General features: G+C 30.3%; 22 protein-coding genes. 3 read left to right on the top strand and 19 right to left on the bottom strand.

Features of this window, described 5'->3' with window-relative positions:
* Positions 1–2 precede the first annotated feature (2 nt).
* The 3 genes from LJY17_RS01330 to LJY17_RS01320 form a co-directional block, all read right to left on the bottom strand.
* On the bottom strand, positions 3–800 hold the full coding sequence (locus LJY17_RS01330) for an outer membrane protein assembly factor BamD (RefSeq protein WP_264542073.1): 798 nt from the start codon (positions 798–800) through the stop codon (positions 3–5).
* A gap of 98 nt (positions 801–898) precedes the next feature.
* Positions 899–1780, bottom strand: a complete 882-nt coding sequence (gene dapA, locus LJY17_RS01325; RefSeq protein ID WP_264542072.1) for a 4-hydroxy-tetrahydrodipicolinate synthase — start codon at positions 1778–1780, stop codon at positions 899–901.
* Positions 1781–1783: 3 nt separating this feature from the next.
* Positions 1784–2302 carry a DUF6913 domain-containing protein gene (locus LJY17_RS01320; protein WP_264542071.1) on the bottom strand — a complete coding sequence of 173 codons (519 nt, stop codon included), beginning with the start codon at positions 2300–2302 and terminating at the stop codon, positions 1784–1786.
* Between the two features lie 58 nt (positions 2303–2360).
* Between LJY17_RS01320 and LJY17_RS01315 the strand changes: the two genes are divergently transcribed.
* Both LJY17_RS01315 and LJY17_RS01310 read left to right on the top strand, forming a co-directional pair.
* Positions 2361–3143 (top strand): 5'-nucleotidase C-terminal domain-containing protein, encoded by a 783-nt coding sequence (locus LJY17_RS01315; RefSeq protein WP_264542070.1) that lies wholly within the window; start codon positions 2361–2363, stop codon positions 3141–3143.
* Between the two features lie 4 nt (positions 3144–3147).
* On the top strand, positions 3148–4065 hold the full coding sequence (locus LJY17_RS01310; RefSeq protein ID WP_264542069.1) for a bifunctional metallophosphatase/5'-nucleotidase: 918 nt from the start codon (positions 3148–3150) through the stop codon (positions 4063–4065).
* Here LJY17_RS01310 and LJY17_RS01305 read toward each other — a convergent pair.
* The 8 genes from LJY17_RS01305 to rpsF all read right to left on the bottom strand — a co-directional run bounded on the left by LJY17_RS01305 (position 4062) and on the right by rpsF (position 9969).
* Positions 4062–4724 carry a lysoplasmalogenase gene (locus LJY17_RS01305; RefSeq protein ID WP_264544867.1) on the bottom strand — a complete coding sequence of 221 codons (663 nt, stop codon included), beginning with the start codon at positions 4722–4724 and terminating at the stop codon, positions 4062–4064. The genes LJY17_RS01310 and LJY17_RS01305 overlap by 4 nt on opposite strands.
* Positions 4725–4749: 25 nt before the next feature.
* Complete coding sequence (locus tag LJY17_RS01300; protein WP_264542068.1) at positions 4750–5436, bottom strand: lysoplasmalogenase family protein; 687 nt, start codon at positions 5434–5436, stop codon at positions 4750–4752.
* Positions 5426–6139 carry a hypothetical protein gene (locus LJY17_RS01295; RefSeq protein WP_264542067.1) on the bottom strand — a complete coding sequence of 238 codons (714 nt, stop codon included), beginning with the start codon at positions 6137–6139 and terminating at the stop codon, positions 5426–5428. Before LJY17_RS01295 ends, LJY17_RS01300 begins: the two co-directional genes overlap by 11 nt.
* Positions 6129–8132, bottom strand: coding sequence for an NAD-dependent DNA ligase LigA (gene ligA, locus LJY17_RS01290; protein WP_264542066.1), 2004 nt, complete (start codon positions 8130–8132; stop codon positions 6129–6131). The genes LJY17_RS01295 and ligA overlap by 11 nt, the downstream gene beginning before the upstream one ends.
* Positions 8133–8211: 79 nt before the next feature.
* Positions 8212–8685 (bottom strand): DUF6495 family protein, encoded by a 474-nt coding sequence (locus LJY17_RS01285; RefSeq protein ID WP_264542065.1) that lies wholly within the window; start codon positions 8683–8685, stop codon positions 8212–8214.
* A gap of 127 nt (positions 8686–8812) precedes the next feature.
* Entirely contained in the window at positions 8813–9256 is a 444-nt protein-coding gene (gene rplI / locus LJY17_RS01280; RefSeq protein ID WP_264542064.1) for a 50S ribosomal protein L9, read from the bottom strand.
* A 69-nt stretch (positions 9257–9325) separates the two neighbouring features.
* Complete coding sequence (rpsR, locus tag LJY17_RS01275; protein WP_073311282.1) at positions 9326–9622, bottom strand: 30S ribosomal protein S18; 297 nt, start codon at positions 9620–9622, stop codon at positions 9326–9328.
* Between the two features lie 5 nt (positions 9623–9627).
* On the bottom strand, positions 9628–9969 hold the full coding sequence (gene rpsF, locus LJY17_RS01270) for a 30S ribosomal protein S6 (protein ID WP_264542063.1): 342 nt from the start codon (positions 9967–9969) through the stop codon (positions 9628–9630).
* Positions 9970–10139: 170 nt separating this feature from the next.
* Between rpsF and LJY17_RS01265 the strand changes: the two genes are divergently transcribed.
* On the top strand, positions 10140–10832 hold the full coding sequence (locus LJY17_RS01265) for a LytR/AlgR family response regulator transcription factor (RefSeq protein WP_264542062.1): 693 nt from the start codon (positions 10140–10142) through the stop codon (positions 10830–10832).
* Here the strand turns inward: LJY17_RS01265 and priA are convergent.
* The 8 genes from priA to LJY17_RS01225 form a co-directional block, all read right to left on the bottom strand.
* Positions 10829–13279, bottom strand: a complete 2451-nt coding sequence (priA, locus tag LJY17_RS01260) for a replication restart helicase PriA (RefSeq protein ID WP_264542061.1) — start codon at positions 13277–13279, stop codon at positions 10829–10831. The genes LJY17_RS01265 and priA overlap by 4 nt on opposite strands.
* The gene (locus LJY17_RS01255) at positions 13279–13701 is read right to left on the bottom strand and encodes a DUF2147 domain-containing protein (protein WP_264542060.1); all 423 of its coding nucleotides are present in this window, start codon (positions 13699–13701) and stop codon (positions 13279–13281) included. The genes priA and LJY17_RS01255 overlap by 1 nt, the downstream gene beginning before the upstream one ends.
* Complete coding sequence (locus LJY17_RS01250; RefSeq protein WP_264542059.1) at positions 13701–14648, bottom strand: YihY/virulence factor BrkB family protein; 948 nt, start codon at positions 14646–14648, stop codon at positions 13701–13703. The genes LJY17_RS01255 and LJY17_RS01250 overlap by 1 nt, the downstream gene beginning before the upstream one ends.
* Positions 14649–14671: 23 nt before the next feature.
* Entirely contained in the window at positions 14672–15532 is an 861-nt protein-coding gene (gene nadC / locus LJY17_RS01245; RefSeq protein ID WP_264542058.1) for a carboxylating nicotinate-nucleotide diphosphorylase, read from the bottom strand.
* Positions 15533–16040: 508 nt separating this feature from the next.
* Positions 16041–16313, bottom strand: coding sequence for a preprotein translocase subunit YajC (yajC, locus tag LJY17_RS01240; RefSeq protein ID WP_264542057.1), 273 nt, complete (start codon positions 16311–16313; stop codon positions 16041–16043).
* Position 16314: 1 nt separating this feature from the next.
* Positions 16315–16824: a DUF1573 domain-containing protein gene (locus LJY17_RS01235; protein ID WP_264542056.1), complete on the bottom strand. Its 510-nt coding sequence runs from the start codon at positions 16822–16824 to the stop codon at positions 16315–16317.
* A gap of 5 nt (positions 16825–16829) precedes the next feature.
* Positions 16830–17738 carry a transcription antitermination factor NusB gene (gene nusB / locus LJY17_RS01230; protein WP_264544866.1) on the bottom strand — a complete coding sequence of 303 codons (909 nt, stop codon included), beginning with the start codon at positions 17736–17738 and terminating at the stop codon, positions 16830–16832.
* 152 nt (positions 17739–17890) lie between these two features.
* A complete protein-coding gene (locus LJY17_RS01225; RefSeq protein ID WP_264542055.1) occupies positions 17891–18994 on the bottom strand; it encodes a Glu/Leu/Phe/Val family dehydrogenase in 1104 nt (367 codons plus the stop codon).
* Between the last annotated feature and the right edge of the window lie 153 nt (positions 18995–19147).

The following is a 19147-nucleotide window of genomic DNA, read 5'->3' as shown; positions in this document are numbered from 1 at the left end:
TTTTACTTATTTTGAAATTGTTGTAAATCCTTATCTATTCTAGCTAACATTTCATCAGCTTTTTCTTTATATTCAGTACTTGAATTAAATTTTATCAAAGCACTGTATGCTGTTTTTGCGGCATTTAACCTTTCTTCCATTTTACTAGGAACACTATTGATTGCAAGTTGATAACTAGAATCAAATTTGTAATACAAAGCTTTCTCTTTGAATGGTGTGCCTGGATAATCTGCAATAAAATTATCTAGAGCTTTTATTGCTGCTTTATAATCTGATATTGTATTATATTGTCTAGCTATCTCAAAAGCCTTTTTCTCAAGTTTTTCTCTTAATTCTTTTATTATTGCATTAGCATCTGCGGCATGTTTAGAATCTGGATACTTATTAATAAAATTTTGCATTTTAGTAATAGCTTTATCTGTATCAACTTGATCTAAAGTATAAACAGGCGATAATTCATAAAATGATTTTGCACCTAAAAAAGACGCCTCCTCAACCTTATCACTTTTAGGATACATAGAAGCTAAACTTTCAAATTGATATCCTGCTAAGTAAAATTGTTCTGTTTTGTAATACGACTGAGCAAACATATAAGTAACTTTCTCACCTTCTGGTTTTCCTCTGTATGCAGGAGATATTTGCTCAAACAAACGAATTGCTTTATTGTATTTACCTGCTTCGTACTTATTTTCAGCTGCTTTCAATTTTAAAGCAACATCCTCAGATTTTAATGCTCTTTGATATTCACTACAAGACGTTAAAATCACTGACAGCAGGAATACATATATTAGTTTATTCATATTATTTTGAAAACTTCGGTTTTGCTGGATTTTTTTATTCACAAAACGAACCGCAAATTTAGTTATTAATTTCTATATACAAAACTTTATTTTAACTGCTATTTAGACAATTGTTTTGTAAAAGCATTTAATCTACTAGCTAAATTTTCATTCACATTTACAAGCGGCAATCTTACTGTATTTTCAGAAAGCTCTAATGATTTAAAAATTTCTTTTATTCCACCAGGATTTCCTTGTTCAAAAATCATATCAATACTATCCATTAGTTTATAATGTAAAGCATAAGCCTCATCGACTTTTCTCTGTAATCCCAAACGAACCATTTCTGAAAACTCTTTAGGATAACCTTCTCCAATTACTGAAATAACTCCTGCTCCACCAGCTAAAACCATTGGTAACGCAATCATATCATCTCCAGAAATCACTAAAAAGTCTTTTGGTTTGTGCTGAATTAATTTCATTGCTTGGACGATATCGCCAGCGGCTTCTTTTATTCCTATTATATTATTGAAATCTTTGGCCAAACGTAAAACTGTTTCAGGCAACATATTACTTCCTGTACGTCCAGGAACATTATAAACAATAACTGGAATTGGAGAGTTTTCTGCAATCATTTTAAAGTGTTGATAAATCCCTTCTTGAGTTGGCTTGTTATAATAAGGTGATACCGATAAAATTGCTTGAAATTTTGAAAAATCTCTACTTTTTAACTCCTCCACCACTTTAAATGTGTTGTTTCCACCTACACCCAAAACTAATGGCAATCTTCCATTATTAGCTTCAACAATTGTATTGATGACTATTTCTTTTTCATCTTGAGACAAAGTTGCAGATTCGGCAGTTGTTCCTAAAACAACCAAGTACTCTACTCCTCCTTCAATTACGTAATTTACAATTCTTTTTAAAGCTTCAGTATCTACCGAAAAATCTTTTTTGAAAGGAGTTACAAGTGCTACTCCCGTTCCAACAAATGCTTGCATGGTTTAAATTTTGTTTAAAATTTTTAAATATCTGAACAACTCATGTACAAAAACCTTATGGTTTTCGACATTCGTATTAATCATCAAATGATTGAGTCTTTTGTCTACTGCTGAAAATCCTACTTTAAATAATGCTTTAGATTGATGCGTAGCTAAAAGCAATGTTTTTTTCTCAGTATCATAGTAACTTATGAGCATATCGAAAGGAAACTTTAAAAATTCGGCTACAAATTCTTGTTTAAATTCCCCTCTCCAATTCATATTTTTCCTACTGAAAGTATCATGAACCAGCTGCTCGTTTTTTTTAATTTTATTTCTAAAAATTAAAATTTTTATATCAGATTGCACTATACCACTTTCTACTAATTCCTTTATTAAGTCCTCTGTTTGCTGAAAATAACTTTCATCAATCAAAAGTCCAACAGTCTTTATTGAGGAATTAAGTAAACTTGGTTTGACATTCTCTAAACTAGATTTTAATATTTTTTTTAAGGATAATTCTTTTATATACTTTATAAACATATTACATTTACCGTTTCAAAACTTAAGAACAAATTTAAGCAATTAAGATTCGATTAATATGGTAAATGTAAAAAAGAGTGTCACAGTTTTAAAGCATTTTGTTTTAATTTTAACGTTATCGTTATCAGGATACGAAAGCTCTGCACAAACTGTGGTAACAATTATTGAAGGAAAGCAAATTAATGTCAATGAAAATCTTCAAACTAAACAGGAATACGAAACGTTTGTTTCTCCTTACAGAGACAAAATCAACAAAGATTTAGATGCTGTATTAGCAATTTGTCCTGAAACACTTGACAAAAGTAAAGGACAATGGCAATCTAACATAGGTGACATGTTGGCAATGGTTGTTTTAGAAAAAGGAAATACTGTCTTTAATAAAAGAGAAAACAAAAATATTGACATGTGTATTCTTAATCACGGAGGAATTCGCGCCATAATGCCTCAAGGAAATGTATCTGCAAGAACAGCTTTTGAAATTCAACCATTTGAAAACTCTGCAATCGTGATTGGCCTTAAAGGCGAACAAATAGCTGAATTTACTGAATATTTTGTTAGAGAAAAAAAACCTCATCCAACTGCAGGAATTTCTTTTACAATAACTGTGGATAATAAGGTAAAAGATATTAAAGTAAATAACGAACCGCTTGTTTTAGACAAAGTATACTATGTGGCTACTTCAGATTATTTAGCAAATGGTGGAGACAAAATGGATTTCTTCAAAAAAGGTGTTTCATCTACTATACTTGATTATAAATTAAGAAATATGCTAATTGATTACATGAAAGATGTAGACACAATTAAAGTAAACAACCAAGTTAGAATAACCCAAGAAAAATAATACAATGAAAAGAAGAGATTTTATCCAAAAAACTGCAGCGGGAACTACATTATTAGGTCTTGGAGGTTTATCATTGAGTAGTTTTGACTCTGCTGTTGATGTTAAAAAGATTACAATTTTACATACAAACGATACACATAGTCATATCGACCCTTTTCCAGCAACACATCCTAAAAATCCAAATCAAGGAGGAGTGGCCAGAAGAGCTGCTTTAATTGAGCAAATTAGAAAAACTGAACCTAACGTATTATTATTAGATGCTGGTGATATTTTTCAAGGAACGCCATACTTTAATTATTATGGTGGTGAATTAGAGTTCAAACTTATGAGTATGATGCAATATGACCTTGCAACTATTGGAAATCATGATTTTGATAATGGTGTGGAAGGGTTACTTGCACAGTTACCACATGCTAAGTTTGAATTCGTTTCCGCAAATTATGATTTCAAAAATACAGTCTTAGATACTTTTGTAAAACCTTATAAAATTTTCAAAAAAGACGGTATTAAAATTGGTGTTTTTGGATTAGGAGTAGAACTAGATGGATTAGTAGATAAAGGTCTATACAAAGAAACTAAATACTACAACCCTATTGAAATCGCTACTGATATTACTAAAAAGTTGAAAGATGAAGAAAAATGTGACTTGGTTATTTGTCTATCACATATTGGATTTGAATACAAAAATGATTCAAACAAAGTTTGTGATATCATGTTAGCCAAAAAAACTAGAAATATCGATTTAATTATTGGTGGTCATACTCACACATTTCTAGACAAACCAGTAATCGAGAAAAATCTAGATGGTCAACAAGTGCTAATTAACCAAGTTGGAGCTTATGGAATTAATTTAGGTAGAATTGATTTCTATTTTGACAGCAAAATGAATTTATCTGCAAGTGGAAGAAGAATTTTTATCTAATTATTTTCTTCTGAAAGGATAACAAATTTATAAAAACCATATTGGGCAAAACAATACAAAGCCATCGATATAGGTTGAAAAATGATAACAGAAAGATAAAAAAACTTTAGTACAAGTAGTATTTGATTTACCGTAAAAAGTAAAGTACTAATCAGAAGCCAATAGTTTTTTCTGTTATCATTTATCATATAAGAACCTACCGACAATCCTCCCAGGTAGCTCATAAAAACAACTTGTACGGTATAAATTAGTAAGCCATCTCCCAGTTCATCTATCGTCAAGCATGTCAAATAAAAATAGATAAAAACAAAAGGCAAACTTCCTATAATTACTGGGAAATATCGTTTAATCTTTATAGTTTTCATGATTAAGTATATCGTTATTATTCTGAAAACTAAAAAAGATGTTGCTCCTAAAATGATATAATCAAAATCTTCTCTATAGATAAAAAGTATGTTGGCGATAAACGCAAAAAATAAAGCAACTAAATAAAAAGGATTTCTAACTGATGATGTACTCCAGTAAAGTATTATTAATATTGGCATTAATAACACTTTAAATAAAAAAATAAAGTTTCTATACTCAAAGTATTCAGCAATTACTTCAGACAAAGACACCAAAAAAAACAAGACTATTAATATATTAGTCTCCGAAGACATTTTACTTTGCTTATTTTTTTTCTTATTAGTCATCATTTTCAGGTAAAACATTGTTTGTTGTTATATACCTCACCATATAATAATATGACACAAATTGTCCAGTAACATTCAATGAAATGAAAGTATCAATTTTTAGATAAAAATTATAAATAGCAAAAAAAACATCTGAAACTATGAAACAAATACACATCAATAGTGCATAATAACTTTTTAAAGATGGTTTATTAAAGTGATTATAGCAAATTAAAGCAGACAAAGAGCTTAGAATAATTCCATAAACCGCAAATACATTAAAAGTCAAGCTATCTAACCCTTTCATCAAATCTAAAATAACATACAAGAAAAAAAGAAAAAACACAGAAAATCCAATAAGAGAGAATATTTTTTGATCTTCAATATTCTTAAACCCTAAATCATCAACAATAAAATATATAAAAATAGAGTACATACAAACATTCAAAATTGAAATAGGAAGTGTACCATTTGGCAAATCTATCAACACCAACATATCAGCAACAAAACTTGTAAAAATTGCAATAGAAAAAAGCAAATTTATTTCGCCTTTAGTCTGATTAACATAAAAAAAATAAATTGATGGCACAATCATAGGCTTTGCAATTAGCTCCAATGTTTCGATATTAAAGGTTACCCCCACAATTGCAAGAATTGTGGCAATAAAGTACAAAAACAAAGAAGGTGATCTAAACTTCATCTACAATTGTAAAAAAATTACTCTTTGTATTTCTATATATATTTCTCTTAAGAAAATAAGCCACAATAAAAAAATATGATATTATTTGAAATGCAAACTCGATGTAGTTTAGAGCATCTGCTTTAAAAATCATATTAGTAATTACAAAAATTACATCGGCAATCAAGGCAAATAAAGCTGCAATAAGTATGTCAAAAGCAAAGTCGAAATCTGTTTCTAAATACAAATATAAACTAAGCGAAACATATAATGCCAATATAATTCCGTAAACAATAACTGGTAAAATAAAATCAGGATTAGTTTGAACAAAAGACTGAACAAGATAATACATTGCAAACATTAACCCAGAGAAAGCCCCTAAAACAATTCCAAGATTTAATTTATTAAGTTTTAATTCAAAGACATCTTCGGTAACAACTTTTAAAAGTAAAATGTATGGCAGAAAATCTAATGCCATTATATACAATATTGCCTCTTCAATCTCTAAAAGTGTTATTACATCTGAAATAAAATAAATCGATAGAATAGCCAATAAATCTTTACTAATCTTTGATTTATTTAAAGTAATATAATGAATAAAAAGCGCTGGTATAATTGATGGTTTTACAAACAACATTAACCATTCATTATCAAATATCATAGCTATTACCGCTAGTATACTAGCAACAACATACAGATATATTGAAATGTTTTTAGTTATCATTTATCAATGCTTCAAAATCTATTTCAGAAATTATGGCTATTCCTAATTGATTTGCTTTTTCAAGTTTTGCTGGTCCCATATTATCTCCTGCTACCACATAATTTGTTTTTGCTGAAATTGAACTACCTACCTTTCCTCCGTTATCTTCAATTGCTTTTTTAAGTTCATCTCTAGAGAATTTTTCAAACACCCCAGAAACCACAAATATTTTACCTGAAAGCTTATCAGAAACACTAGTACTTTCTTCTTCTACTAATTCAAGCTGAACTCCGTAATTTCTAAGTCTTTCAATAATAATTCTATTTTCTTCATTTTGAAAAAATTCAATCACACTTTGAGCAATTTTTTCTCCAATTTCATCAACAGTTATTAAATTTTCCAATGAAGCAGTAGCGATAGCATCAATACTTTTATAATGTTTAGCCAGTTTTTTGGCTACTGTTTCACCAACATATCGTATTCCTAGCGCATATAAAACTCTATCAAATTTAATTTCTTTAGATTTTTCAATTCCGTTAATTAAATTTTCTGCCGATTTATCAGCCATCCTTTCTAAAACAACAACTTGCTCTTTTTTAAGTTCATATAAATCAGCGTAATTAGTCACTAATCCATTATTAAACAATAAAGCCACTGTTTCACCTCCCAAACCTTCTATATCCATTGCTTTACGTGTAATATAATGCTGAATTCGCCCAATAATTTGAGGTGGACAACCGTAAAAGTTAGGACAATAATGGTTTGCTTCACCTTCTTTTCTTTCTAAATGTGCATGACATTCTGGACAATGGGTAATATATTCAGTAATAACAGAATCCGAATGTCTTTTCGATAAATCAACTCCAATAATTTTGGGAATAATTTCTCCACCTTTCTCCACAAATACTTCATCTCCAATTCGGATATCAAGTTTTTCAATTTGATCTGCATTATGTAAGGAAGCTCTTTTCACTACTGTACCAGCTAACTGAACGGGTTCCAAATTCGCAACTGGTGTAATGGCACCTGTTCTTCCTACTTGATAGGATATTGAATTTAGTATTGTAGAAACCTGTTCGGCTTTAAATTTATACGCTATAGCCCAACGAGGTGATTTTGCAGTATATCCTAATTCTTCCTGATGATGTAAATCATTTACTTTAATAACAACTCCATCCGTTTCGTAAGGCAAATCATGGCGGTGTTTATCCCAATATTCAATAAACTCAAAAACTTCATCCATAGAATTTGCTAATTTCGACTGAACTGGAACTTTAAAACCCCATTGTCTTGCTCTTTCAAGACCCTTAAAATGAGATGAAAAGGGTAAATTTGTACCAACAAGTGAATACAACAAACAATCTAAAGGTCTTTTTGCAACCTCGGCACTGTCTTGTAATTTTAAACTTCCAGATGCAGTATTTCTTGGATTTGCATAAGGTGTTTCACCAATTTCAATTAATTCTTGATTCATTTTTTCGAAACCAGCAAAAGGTAGAATAATTTCGCCTCGAATATCAAACTTATTAGGAAAGTCACCCTTTAATTGAATTGGTACTGCTTTAATCGTTTTTATGTTGTTTGTTACATCATCACCCTGAAAACCATCGCCACGTGTTACAGCTCTTTTCAGTTTTCCATTTTCATAAGTGATATTTATAGAAGCTCCATCATATTTAAGTTCACAAACATAACTCAAAGGAACATTTCCCAGTATTTTTTGTGCCCTAACTTCCCAATCTAATAAATCTTCTTTTGAATAAGAATTATCCAATGAATACATTCTATTTTCATGGACAATAGTTTCGAAATTTTTGGTAATAGCACCTCCAACTCTTTGAGTAGGAGAATTTTCATCGAAGTATTCTGGATGTTTGCTTTCTAAATCCTGAAGTTGTTTTAGTTTAGTATCAAATTCAAAATCTGAAATTGTGGGATTATCTAAAACGTAATAATTATAGTTATGCTGATTAAGCTCATCTCTAAGGGCTTTAATTTGCTGCAAAACATCCATAAAAAGTAAAAATTGGCTAGTTAGTTTAAGCAACTAATTTAACCAATTTCTAATAATATATACAGTAAAGAAAGAAAAACTATTTCTCCAAAATAGAATTCATTTGATCGTAGAGTTCACCTTTACTAAAAATAGCACCTTGCTTTACCAATTCGAATATTTCTTCATTTCTTTCTCCAGCAAAAACCTTTTGTCCTCGTTGCACCTCGACTGTATCTGTAAACAAATTATCACTCAACCATTCCAATCCATTTTTTGTTAAAAAATCTACTTCGGCAACCTCAGTTTTAATAACAATAGTTTGAAGATAAACCTCTGTGCAATGAAAAAGGAAAATAAATTTTTTCGAGTAATGCTCAAGGTATTTAGCATTAGTCAAAACACCTTCCCATATCAAATCTGAAAAAACATCTATTTCCTGTTCAGCAACCTCTGGCTTGTGTTCTTTAATTAAATCCCACTCTTTTTTATCTATTTGCTGAGCAGCCAAAAAATTAATAAACTCAGAATGCAATTCTTCTAATTGTTCTTTTGATAATCTTGTATATTTCATTTCTTAAAACTTTAAGCAGTAAGCAATAAGTTTTACAACTTACTCTTTAAGGCTATTTACAATTATAAATTTATAAAAAAAGTCCCGATTTACATCGGGACTCTTCCATCTTATCTTTTTTAAGAAATTAAGCTTGTTCAGCTACAATTTCGTAAGCTAAATCAACGATTACATCACGGTGTAAACGAACTGAAGCATTGTACTTACCTGTTCTTTTAACAATACCTGAAGTGATGAATTTTTTATCGATTGAATGACCGTTTTTACTTAAAATTTCAGATAAATCAGCATTAGTAACAGAACCAAAAAGTTTCTCACCACCTGCTTTTGCAGTAATTTTGATATCTAAAGCTTTTAATGCTTCAGCTAATGTTTTAGCATCTGCAACAACTTTAGCTTCTTTGTGAGCTTTTTGTTTTAAATTCTCAGCTAATACTTTTTTTGCTGACGGAGTAGCCAACACAGCTAATCCTTGAGGAATTAAAAAGTTACGACCGTATCCTGGCTTAACCGTTACTACGTCATCTTTAAAGCCTAAGTTCTGAACGTCTTGTTTTAATATAATTTCCATGTTGTTGTCCTTTTGTATTTTATAGAAGTTAGTCCCGCAGTAGCGGGACAACAACTGTTATTTTTTTAATTATTTTAATAAATCAGCTACGTATGGCATCAAAGCTAAATGACGTGCTCTTTTTACCGCTACAGATACTTTTCTTTGGTATTTTAAAGAAGTTCCTGTTAAACGACGAGGAAGGATTTTACCTTGCTCATTTACGAATTTCAACAAGAAGTCAGCATCTTTATAATCGATGTATTTGATTCCTGATTTTTTGAAACGACAATATTTTTTTTGTTTGTTCGTATCAATGTTTAAAGGCGTTAAATATCTGATATCTCCGTCTTTTTTTCCTTTTGCAGATTGCTCGATTGTTGACATGATAATTAAGCTTTTTTAGATTTTAATTTTTCTCTTCTTCTTTCAGCCCAAGAAATAGCGTGTTTGTCTAAACTTACAGTTAAGAAACGCATAACTCTTTCGTCACGACGAAATTCAGTTTCAAAACCAATTAACACATCACCTTCTACTTGGAATTCAAATAAATGGTAAAAACCACTTTTCTTGTTTTGAATTTCGTAAGCCATTTTTTTCAAGCCCCAATCCTCTTTGGATACCATTTTAGCACCTTTTGAAGTTAAATAATCTTCAAATTTGCTTACTGTTTCCTTTACCTGAGTTTCAGATAAAACGGGATTCAAGATGAAAACAGTTTCATAATGATTCATAATAATAAATTTTATTTGTTAAAAAATGTGGGTGCAAAAGTAGTCTTTTTATTTCAATACGCAAAACAAAACTCAAACAAATCGATTAAAATCATTTTTTCCTTTAAAATAATTTGGCATTTAAATAAATTATTCTATTTTTAACATACAAATCTATTAAAATGACGCTTATGAAATTGAACTGTATTGTTGTTGATGACAGCTCCATTCAGAGAATTTTGGTAACAAAATTAGTAGATGCTCACCCTAATTTATCCCTTGTTGGTGAATTTTCGAATGCTGTCGAAACCAAAAACTGCTTGGCTACAAAACAAGTTGATTTGTTATTTTTAGACATTGAAATGCCAGTAATTAACGGATTCAATTTATTGGATGGTCTAAAAGAAAAACCACAAATCATATTTATCACCGCAAAAGCAGAGTATGCAGTTAAAGCGTTTGATTATGATGCGACAGACTACCTACAAAAACCTATTACGAAAGAACGTTTTAATGCTGCCATAAAAAGAGCCATGGATATGTATCAGCTTCGTCGTGAGAATGTTGAAGAAGAAGGTGAGCATATCTTTATCAAAAGTAATCTGAAAAAGCTTAAAATCTACACTTCAAAAATTAAATGGATAGAGGCTTATGGTGACTACGTAAAAATAGTTACTGAAGATGATAGCCATCTGGTATTATCAACCATGAAATCTTTTGAAAAAGATTTATCTAAAGAAAAATTCATTCGAGTACACAAGTCTTTCATTATCAACATTGATAAGATAGAGAAGTTTAACAGTAAATTTGCAGAGATAGGAGTAACAAAAATACCTTTGAGTAGAAACAAAAAAGAAGATTTAGTAAAAGCTTTAGATTCTTAATAATAATCGACATTTATAACGACCTTAATACTTCGGTATTGAGAAATAGCATCAAAACTATTCAGTATTTTCTGGATAGTTTTTTTTGTATTCCCTAAATGATACTCTTGCGGAATCTTAATCAATATAGTTCGGATATATTCATTACGAATCTTACTTACTGGCGGCTCTTCTGGACCAAGAACAGGAATATCAAACTGTTGTTTTAACACTTGATACAACCACATAGAACCTTCTTTAAGCTTTTCGAAATCTTTGTGCTTAAGCGTTAGTTTTATTAACTTATAATATGGTGGATATTTATATATATATCGCTCATATATTTGTTCTTTGAACATTCCCAAATAATTGTTATTTGTAACTTGTTGAATCGTATTATGCAACGGATTATACGTTTGAATAATTACTTTCCCTCTTTTTTCTGAACGCCCTGCTCTACCCGAAACCTGGGTCATCATTTGATAACTACGTTCAAAGGCTCTAAAATCTGGAAAATACAACATCGAATCAGCATTAAGAATCCCAACAACTGATACATTATCAAAATCTAGTCCTTTTGCCAACATTTGGGTTCCAACTAAAATATCTATCTCTCTATTTTTAAAGCTATCAATCAACTTCTCAAAAGCATATTTACCTCGAGTAGTATCTTGATCCATTCGTTTTATATTTTTATTTGGAAACAGAGTATTTAATTCTAATTCAATTTGCTCTGTACCAAATCCTTTAGAAGTCAAATCAATACTTGAACAGGCATGACATCTGGTTGGTTTTGCCATAGTAAAACCACAATAATGACATCGCAACTGATTTTTAAACTTATGATAAGTCAAACTCACATCACATTGTGTACACTGTGGTACATGACCACACGTCATACATTCAATTACTGGCGAATAACCTCTGCGGTTTTGGAATAAAATGACTTGTTCACCTAATGAAAGTGCTTCGGTAATGGACTCAATAAGTGACTGACTAAAATGACCCGTCATCTTTTTTCGGAAATAAGCATCTTTTAAATCAACCAAATGAATTTCTGGCAAAATGGAATTTCCAAAACGTTTGCTTAATTCAACAAGACCGTATTTTTCTTTTTGAGTATTAAAATAAGTTTCAACACTTGGTGTAGCTGACCCCAGTAAAACTTTAGCTCTATGAAAATTTGCTAAAACAATTGCAGCATCACGAGCATGATAACGTGGCGCTGGATCTACTTGTTTGAATGTTTGTTCATGCTCTTCATCAACAATAACAAATCCTAAATTTTGAAATGGTAAAAACAAGGCTGACCTTGCTCCTATTACAATTTGTGCTTTTTCGGAATTATTTAGAACCTGATTCCAGACTTCTACCCTTTCATTATTACTGTATTTTGAATGAAAGACAGCTACTTTATTTCCAAAGTATTTAGTTAGTCTTGTCACCAATTGAGTCGTCAACGCTATTTCAGGTAAGAGGTATAAGACCTGCTTTCCTTCTTGAATAAATTCCTCTATAAGCTTAATATACACTTCCGTTTTTCCAGAAGCAGTAATGCCATGCAACAAACATACATCTTTATCCTCTAAAGATGTTTTTATTTCCTGAAACGCCTGAAACTGATTCTCACTCAGTTCAATTTTATTTTCATCAACCTCATCAAAAGAAACTCTATCGTGTTGAATATAATATTCTTCAAAAATCCCTTTATCGATTAAAGCTTTTATGATTGCAGACGAGGCATCTGAATACTCTGTTAGCTGTTTTACGGAAATGGGTGTTTTTTGAGAAGCTTTTAACTGAAAATAACTAAGTAATAATTCCTTTTGCTTTTGAGCATTTTTAAGAATCTGAAGCAAATCTTCCAACTTATCATTACTTTCAAATTGAGAAACTAATCGAATGTAACGAACCAACTTTGGTTTATATTCTTCTATCATCTCTTCTTGTAATGAGATAATATTTTTAGCCAAAAGCTGTTGAATGATAGGAAATACTTTTCTCTTATTTACAATTGAAGCCGCCTCGCTAATTTTTATAGAAGATTGTTGAGATAATGCCTCAAACAATAGATATTCTTCATCAGAAAGCTCATTTTCATTAATAAAAACTTCTTTATTTGAAGAAATTAACGTTTCGCTCTCTAATAACAAAGCTGAAGGCAAAGCACTTTTGTAAACCTCACCTATTGAACACATATAATAAGAAGCTATCCATTGCCAATGTTTTAACTGAATTTCACTTACAATTGGCTTTTCATCAATAATTTGATGAATTTCTTTGGCTTCGTATAAAGCAGGTTCGTTGTTATGCAATTGCATAACCAAACCTGTGTAGAATTTTGTTTTACCAAAAGAAACCGCAACTCTCATCCCTGGTTTCAAAAAAAGAAATTCCGCTTCAGAAACTTTATAAGTAAAAGTTTGCGGAAGCGAAAGTGGTAAAATAACTTCTACAAAGTAATTCATTATTTAACTCTAACCCATGTTTGAGAACGACCAATAAGAGATATTCCCATGTAACCTCTTACTTCAAGTTTTTCTTTCCCTATTAGTTTCAGAATACATTTGTATAAACTTCCAGATTCAGGATCTAGAATTTTACCGTCATTATATTCTTCTCCATCTTTAGAAAGACCTTTTATGATAATAAGTCCTAAAACTGGTTTGTTTTTATCTGTGCCAGTACATTTTGTACATGTATTGTTACGTTTGGCTTCGTTAAAAATTTCGACAACCTTACCATAGACTTTTCCGTTTGACTCGTAAATTTCAACAACAGATTTTGCCTGATTGGTTTTATCATCAATGGTTTTCCATTTTCCTAAAACGGATTGAGAATGCATTTGGGAAATACCAAAAAGTAAAAACAGTAGGAAAGTTTTTTTCATTATAAGTGGGGGTTTTTAGTAGGATGCTGCTTAAGTTTCGCAATTGAAGCATCTAATTCGAAGCCTAAAAGTAAAACCATACAGTTAATCCAAAGGTAAAACATAAATATTAACAACGTACCAATTGAGCCGTATAGCTCATTATATTTTGAGAACTTAACAACCCAAATTCCAAAGAAATAAGACGATACAACAATTAAAATAGTTGTAAAAACTGTGCCAATTGTAATTAATCTTTTCTTTTTAGATTGTTTAATTCCGTATTTAAACAAAATTGCCGTTACCAGCATAATCATTAGAACGATAAAAATATATCTTCCAAATTCTAACAGCGAAATTTTATCTGAAACTCTATTCGTTAATACATCTTGAATTATGGTTTTTTGAATAAAAACTTCTAAAGCAATTATAGCAGTTACTGTAACAATTAAGATTGATGTTAATAAAAGAGAGATCAAAAGTGCTACAAAATATTGTCTAAAGTAAGCCCTTTTTACTGTTACGTGCAGCGAAGTTTCGAAACCGCTCATCACCGCATTTACACCATTGGTCATTAAAAAAACTGATAAAATAACCCCAGACGAAAGCAATCCAGAATGACTGTTATGCAAAATATCATTAATAATATTTTCTATGGCATCAAAAGTTGTTGGAGGTACATTTTCTCGAACAAACGATAAAAAGTCATCCTGAAAACCTTCAATTGGAATATACGGGATTAAGTTCAAAATAAACAGCGCAAAAGGAAACAAAGCCATAAAAAAGCTAAAAGCAATTGCTGCCGCTCTGTAACTAATACCTCCTTGTAGAACACCAGAAAAATAAAAATCGATAAGACCAAATAAGGAAACACCTTGTAACCATGGTAACTTAATGTTGTCTAAAACAATAACCAGTTGTTTTATTACTGGTATTTTTTTTAAGAAATGTTCTGTTTCGGTAGTCACTTTGGGCAAATTATTAATTAAAATTAATCAATAGCTTTTAAAGACAAATCCATATTGTAAATAGAATGTGTTAATGCTCCCGAAGAAACATAATTTACTCCACATTCTGCATATTTACGAACAGTTTTTTCGTTGATTCCTCCTGAAGATTCTGTTAAACACTTATCGCCAATTAATTGCACAGCCGTCTTGGTGTCTTCAAAATTGAAATTGTCTAATAATATTCTGTAAACTCCATCATTTTCCAAAATCTCAGCAACTTCATCAAGATTTCTAGCTTCAACAATAATTTTTAAATCTAGATTTTTTTCTTTCAAATAAGTATTTGTCTTTTCGATAGCTTTAGTAATACCGCCAGCAAAATCATTGTGATTATCTTTAAGCATAATCATATCATACAATGCAAATCTATGATTCTCGCCTCCAGCAATTTTAACCGCCCATTTTTCAAGTGCTCTAATTCCTGGCGTTGTTTTACGAGTATCTAAAATTTTAGTATTTGTCCCTTGAAGTAAATCAACAAAAACTTTCGTCTTAGTAGCAATTGCACTCATTCTTTGCATTGCATTCAACACTAAGCGTTCAGCTTTAAGAATTGATTGCGAACTACCCGAAACATAAAAAACAACATCACCATACTTTACATTGGCACCGTCTTTAATAAACTCTTCTATTTCAAGTTCATCATCAACATATTTGAAAACCATTTTAGCAAATTCAACTCCTGCAATAACACCTTCATCTTTAACTAATAATTTAGCTTTCCCTTTAGCACTTGAGGGTATACATGCCAACGAACTATGGTCGCCATCACCTACATCTTCGCGAATTGCATTGGTAATAATTATTTGTAATTCCTTTTGAAATTGTTCTTCTGAAATCATATTAAAATGTAATAATAGGCTAAAATACTATATATTTTGAAATATTAAATCTTTTAAAAAAACTAAATCAAATTGCAGTCCAAAATATAATTTATTAAGAAAAAAAATACTTTTATTAACTGAATAATTCATTACACTGGATTTACTAATTTAACTCACAATGTGAATTAAGACTAAAATCCTAATTTTTAACACTTCAAACAGGAAAAAAAATTATGACTGACATTCAAGATTAAAGCTTTAGAATTAAGTAATTAAAGAAGTAATTTTTCAGAGTTAGCTCGAAAATTTTGAATAAAAAATTCTTTGCTTTATAAATGGCGCAAAGATTGACAAGAATATGGTGAAACTGTTTTTCTGGAAAAGAAAATTTAAAATTGAAACCTGAAGAGGAATTCATTCACGAGTTGAAAAAAAAATTGAAAGATGCAGAAATGGAATTAAACAATAAATACTGATAATAAAAAAGTCCCAAATTGGGACTTTTTTATTACTTGAAAAAACAATATTACTTTTTATTAGCCGCAGCTGATAATTCATTTGATACCGAAGATCTTTCTATCTTTAATTTACCAGACATTGTTTCGATAACAATTGTAGTTTCCGCCATTTCAGAAATTTTTCCGTGTAAACCACTTTTAGTAACAATTTTGTCACCTACTTTTAAAGATGCTTCAAATTCTTTTTCTTTTTTAATTCTCTTTTGTTGTGGCATTATCATAAAAAAGTAGATAACCACAAACATTAATATATAAGGTAAAAATTGTGTTAATTGCGCCATTTTAATTTTCTTTTGGTGTTACGTTTGCTTTAAATTTTATTAATTGATGTCCTAAATCTGTATTAGTTGTTAAAGTTACTGTTTTACTTTGTTGACCAGGTTTACCTGCTGAATTAAAAACTATTTTAATCTCTCCTGATTCTCCAACTTTTAAAGGTTTCTTTGTCCAGTCAGGTACAGTACAACCACAACTTGCACGAGCATCAACAACAACTAAATCACCTTTTTTTCCAACATTTTTGAATTTAAAAACATGTTCAACTTTGTCTCCTTCTTTGATTGTTCCAAAATCAAATTCTCCATTATTTTCAATCTCCATTACCGGATAATCTTCAGGTTTCATAGTCGTTTTTGGCTGGGTACTTATTACTTCTCCAGTAAATTCATCATTAGCAACAACCATATTACTTTTTTGATCAATTTTTATTTCAGAAAATTGATCTTTTTGTTTGCAAGAAACAATTATTAAAGCTGAAGCTATAGTTACAATACCTACTACTTTTCTTATCATAGTTTTTACATTAATCCGCGACCAACTTTTTTAAGTTTGTCATCTGCGGTAAATTCTTTAATTAAATTATCTAAAATTCCATTGATAAATATAGAACTTTTTGGTGTTGAATATTCTTTTGCTAATTCTAAATATTCGTTAATTGTTACTTTTACAGGAATTGATGGAAATTTTAAAAACTCACATATTGCCATTTTCAAAATAATTGTATCAATTTCGGCAATACGTTCTGCTTCCCAATTTGGAGTTTTATCAGCAAACTCTTTTGCTAGAAGGTCATTATTAAGGATTGTTTTCCTGAATAACTGACTAACAAAATCCTTATCATCAACATCATTATACAACTTAGGAACCATAAAAATATGATCGGCATCCTTAATCGATTTTAATTGTTTTAGAATCAAAGTATTTACCAAAGGAATATCATCTATCCAAGTCAGTTTTTGATCTTCTAAATATTCGTAAAGTTTAATATTAGGAGCTACAATATCTGAATACATAGAAACAACAAAGTGCAAATCATCTTCAAATGATTTTTCCTTTTTATCCATGTAATTTTTATACAGTTCACTTTCCTTTACTTCATCAAGTAAAATTTGAATGTATTCGTCATTTACTTTCCAGTTATTAATTTTACGATTTTCTACAGCAATAGAAAGTGAGTTACTTTCAGACAAAATGCCTAAAATAGCATTATTTACAAATTTAAGATTTGGATTTTTCTCTTCTTTAGTTGCTAAATGCTTGTTACGAGAAATTTCGATAAAAGCTTCTTCTTTACTTTTCATTTCTACTAGCGTAGAAACTAAAACAAGATATAGATCTTGAACGTTTTCAATACTTTGAAACAAGAATCTTTCTTCTTTTTCAAGATTATCAGAATGATTTTGATGCATAGAATAAAGAGTTTGCATCACTTTTACTCGAATATGTCTTCTGTTTAGCACTTATAAGAACTTTTAAAAATTAATGAAGCGAAAGAAATTCTTTCGCTTCACAAAAATACAATTTTATTTAAACCTAGCTAAACTTCTTAGAAATTTAGCCAGAAGAAATTTTGATGCTGTTATTTAGCTAATTCTTTTTTTCTCAAATCGATTCTGTTTTGAGCAATTTTGAATGCCGCTTCATGCGTTGTAATGTTATTAGCATCAGCATAATCGAAAATTTCCAATGTTGTATTATAGATATTCTCAGTTTTACGCATAGCTTCTGCTTTATCGTACTTAACAATCTCCGCATAAACATTGATAATACCACCAGCATTGATTAAGAAATCAGGAGCATATAAAATTCCTTTATCTTTCAACATTTGTCCGTGCTTAATTTCGTTAGCTAATTGATTATTAGCAGCTCCTGCAATAACTTGAGCTTTTAATTTTCCAATAGTTTCATCATTAAGAGTAGCACCTAAAGCACATGGCGCATAAATATCAACATCTGCACTGTATAAATCGTCTCCAGTAAAAATTTTAGCACCGTATTTGTTACCTATTTCTTTTAAACGATCTTCATTAATATCAGAAATAACAACTTTAGCACCTTCAGCAGTTAAATAATCTACTAAAGTTTCGCCAACATGTCCAATTCCTTGTACTAAAACTCTTTTTCCGTCTAAGTTGTCTGAACCAAATTTATATTTAGCCGCAGCTTTCATTCCCATGTAAACTCCATAAGCAGTTACTGGAGAAGGATTTCCAGAACCTCCAATTGATTCTGAAATACCTGTTACGTGCTCAGTATATTTACGGATTAAGTCCATATCTGCTGTAGTTGTTCCTACATCTTCAGCAGTGATATATTTACCGCTTAAAGAGTTAACATACTGACCAAATTTAGCAATCATTTCAGGAGTTTTATCAACTTTAGAGTCACCAATGATAACTGCTTTACCACCCCCTAAATTTAATCCTGAGATAGCTGACTTATAGGTCATTCCTCTTGACAAACGTAAAACATCATTTAATGCTTCCCATTCGTTAGTATATTTCCACATTCTTGTACCACCTAAAGCTGGTCCTAAAACTGTGTTATGTATTCCTATTATTGCCTTTAAACCAGTATCTTTGTCATTGCAAAAAACAATTTGTTCGTGATTATCAAATGATAATTGTCCAAATACTGGGTCAATTTTGTGAAGCTCACTAGCTTTTAAAGATTCAGTAATCATATTATAGTGTGTTTTTTTTATTTTTACACTTTTTAAAAAAGTCGGTGCAAAATTACGTTTTAAATTAAAAGTTTGCAATAATAAGACAAAATATTAATATAATATTAATAAATTAATAATTACACATTCACTAATAAATTTGATATTTAAATA

The sequence above is a fragment of the Flavobacterium hankyongi genome (genome assembly GCF_036840915.1).
Taxonomy (GTDB): Bacteria; Bacteroidota; Bacteroidia; order Flavobacteriales; family Flavobacteriaceae; genus Flavobacterium; species Flavobacterium hankyongi.
Note: the sequence above shows the minus strand (reverse complement) of the source record. Positions and strands in the feature narration are given on the sequence as shown.

Coding starts and splice junctions, on each gene's coding strand:
- rpsR (WP_073311282.1), bottom strand. CDS start 9,622: ATGTCAACAATCGAGCAATCTGCAAAAGGAAAAAAAGACGGAGATATC.
- LJY17_RS01225 (WP_264542055.1), bottom strand. CDS start 18,994: ATGATTACTGAATCTTTAAAAGCTAGTGAGCTTCACAAAATTGACCCA.
- nusB (WP_264544866.1), bottom strand. CDS start 17,738: ATGCAAACTCTTTATTCTATGCATCAAAATCATTCTGATAATCTTGAA.
- LJY17_RS01320 (WP_264542071.1), bottom strand. CDS start 2,302: ATGTTTATAAAGTATATAAAAGAATTATCCTTAAAAAAAATATTAAAA.
- LJY17_RS01315 (WP_264542070.1), top strand. CDS start 2,361: ATGGTAAATGTAAAAAAGAGTGTCACAGTTTTAAAGCATTTTGTTTTA.
- LJY17_RS01285 (WP_264542065.1), bottom strand. CDS start 8,685: ATGAAATATACAAGATTATCAAAAGAACAATTAGAAGAATTGCATTCT.
- LJY17_RS01255 (WP_264542060.1), bottom strand. CDS start 13,701: ATGAAAAAAACTTTCCTACTGTTTTTACTTTTTGGTATTTCCCAAATG.
- rplI (WP_264542064.1), bottom strand. CDS start 9,256: ATGGAAATTATATTAAAACAAGACGTTCAGAACTTAGGCTTTAAAGAT.
- LJY17_RS01300 (WP_264542068.1), bottom strand. CDS start 5,436: ATGAAGTTTAGATCACCTTCTTTGTTTTTGTACTTTATTGCCACAATT.
- rpsF (WP_264542063.1), bottom strand. CDS start 9,969: ATGAATCATTATGAAACTGTTTTCATCTTGAATCCCGTTTTATCTGAA.
- LJY17_RS01235 (WP_264542056.1), bottom strand. CDS start 16,824: ATGATAAGAAAAGTAGTAGGTATTGTAACTATAGCTTCAGCTTTAATA.
- LJY17_RS01330 (WP_264542073.1), bottom strand. CDS start 800: ATGAATAAACTAATATATGTATTCCTGCTGTCAGTGATTTTAACGTCT.
- LJY17_RS01305 (WP_264544867.1), bottom strand. CDS start 4,724: ATGTCTTCGGAGACTAATATATTAATAGTCTTGTTTTTTTTGGTGTCT.
- LJY17_RS01310 (WP_264542069.1), top strand. CDS start 3,148: ATGAAAAGAAGAGATTTTATCCAAAAAACTGCAGCGGGAACTACATTA.
- priA (WP_264542061.1), bottom strand. CDS start 13,279: ATGAATTACTTTGTAGAAGTTATTTTACCACTTTCGCTTCCGCAAACT.
- dapA (WP_264542072.1), bottom strand. CDS start 1,780: ATGCAAGCATTTGTTGGAACGGGAGTAGCACTTGTAACTCCTTTCAAA.
- nadC (WP_264542058.1), bottom strand. CDS start 15,532: ATGATTTCAGAAGAACAATTTCAAAAGGAATTACAAATAATTATTACC.
- yajC (WP_264542057.1), bottom strand. CDS start 16,313: ATGGCGCAATTAACACAATTTTTACCTTATATATTAATGTTTGTGGTT.
- LJY17_RS01295 (WP_264542067.1), bottom strand. CDS start 6,139: ATGATAACTAAAAACATTTCAATATATCTGTATGTTGTTGCTAGTATA.
- ligA (WP_264542066.1), bottom strand. CDS start 8,132: ATGGATGTTTTGCAGCAAATTAAAGCCCTTAGAGATGAGCTTAATCAG.
- LJY17_RS01265 (WP_264542062.1), top strand. CDS start 10,140: ATGAAATTGAACTGTATTGTTGTTGATGACAGCTCCATTCAGAGAATT.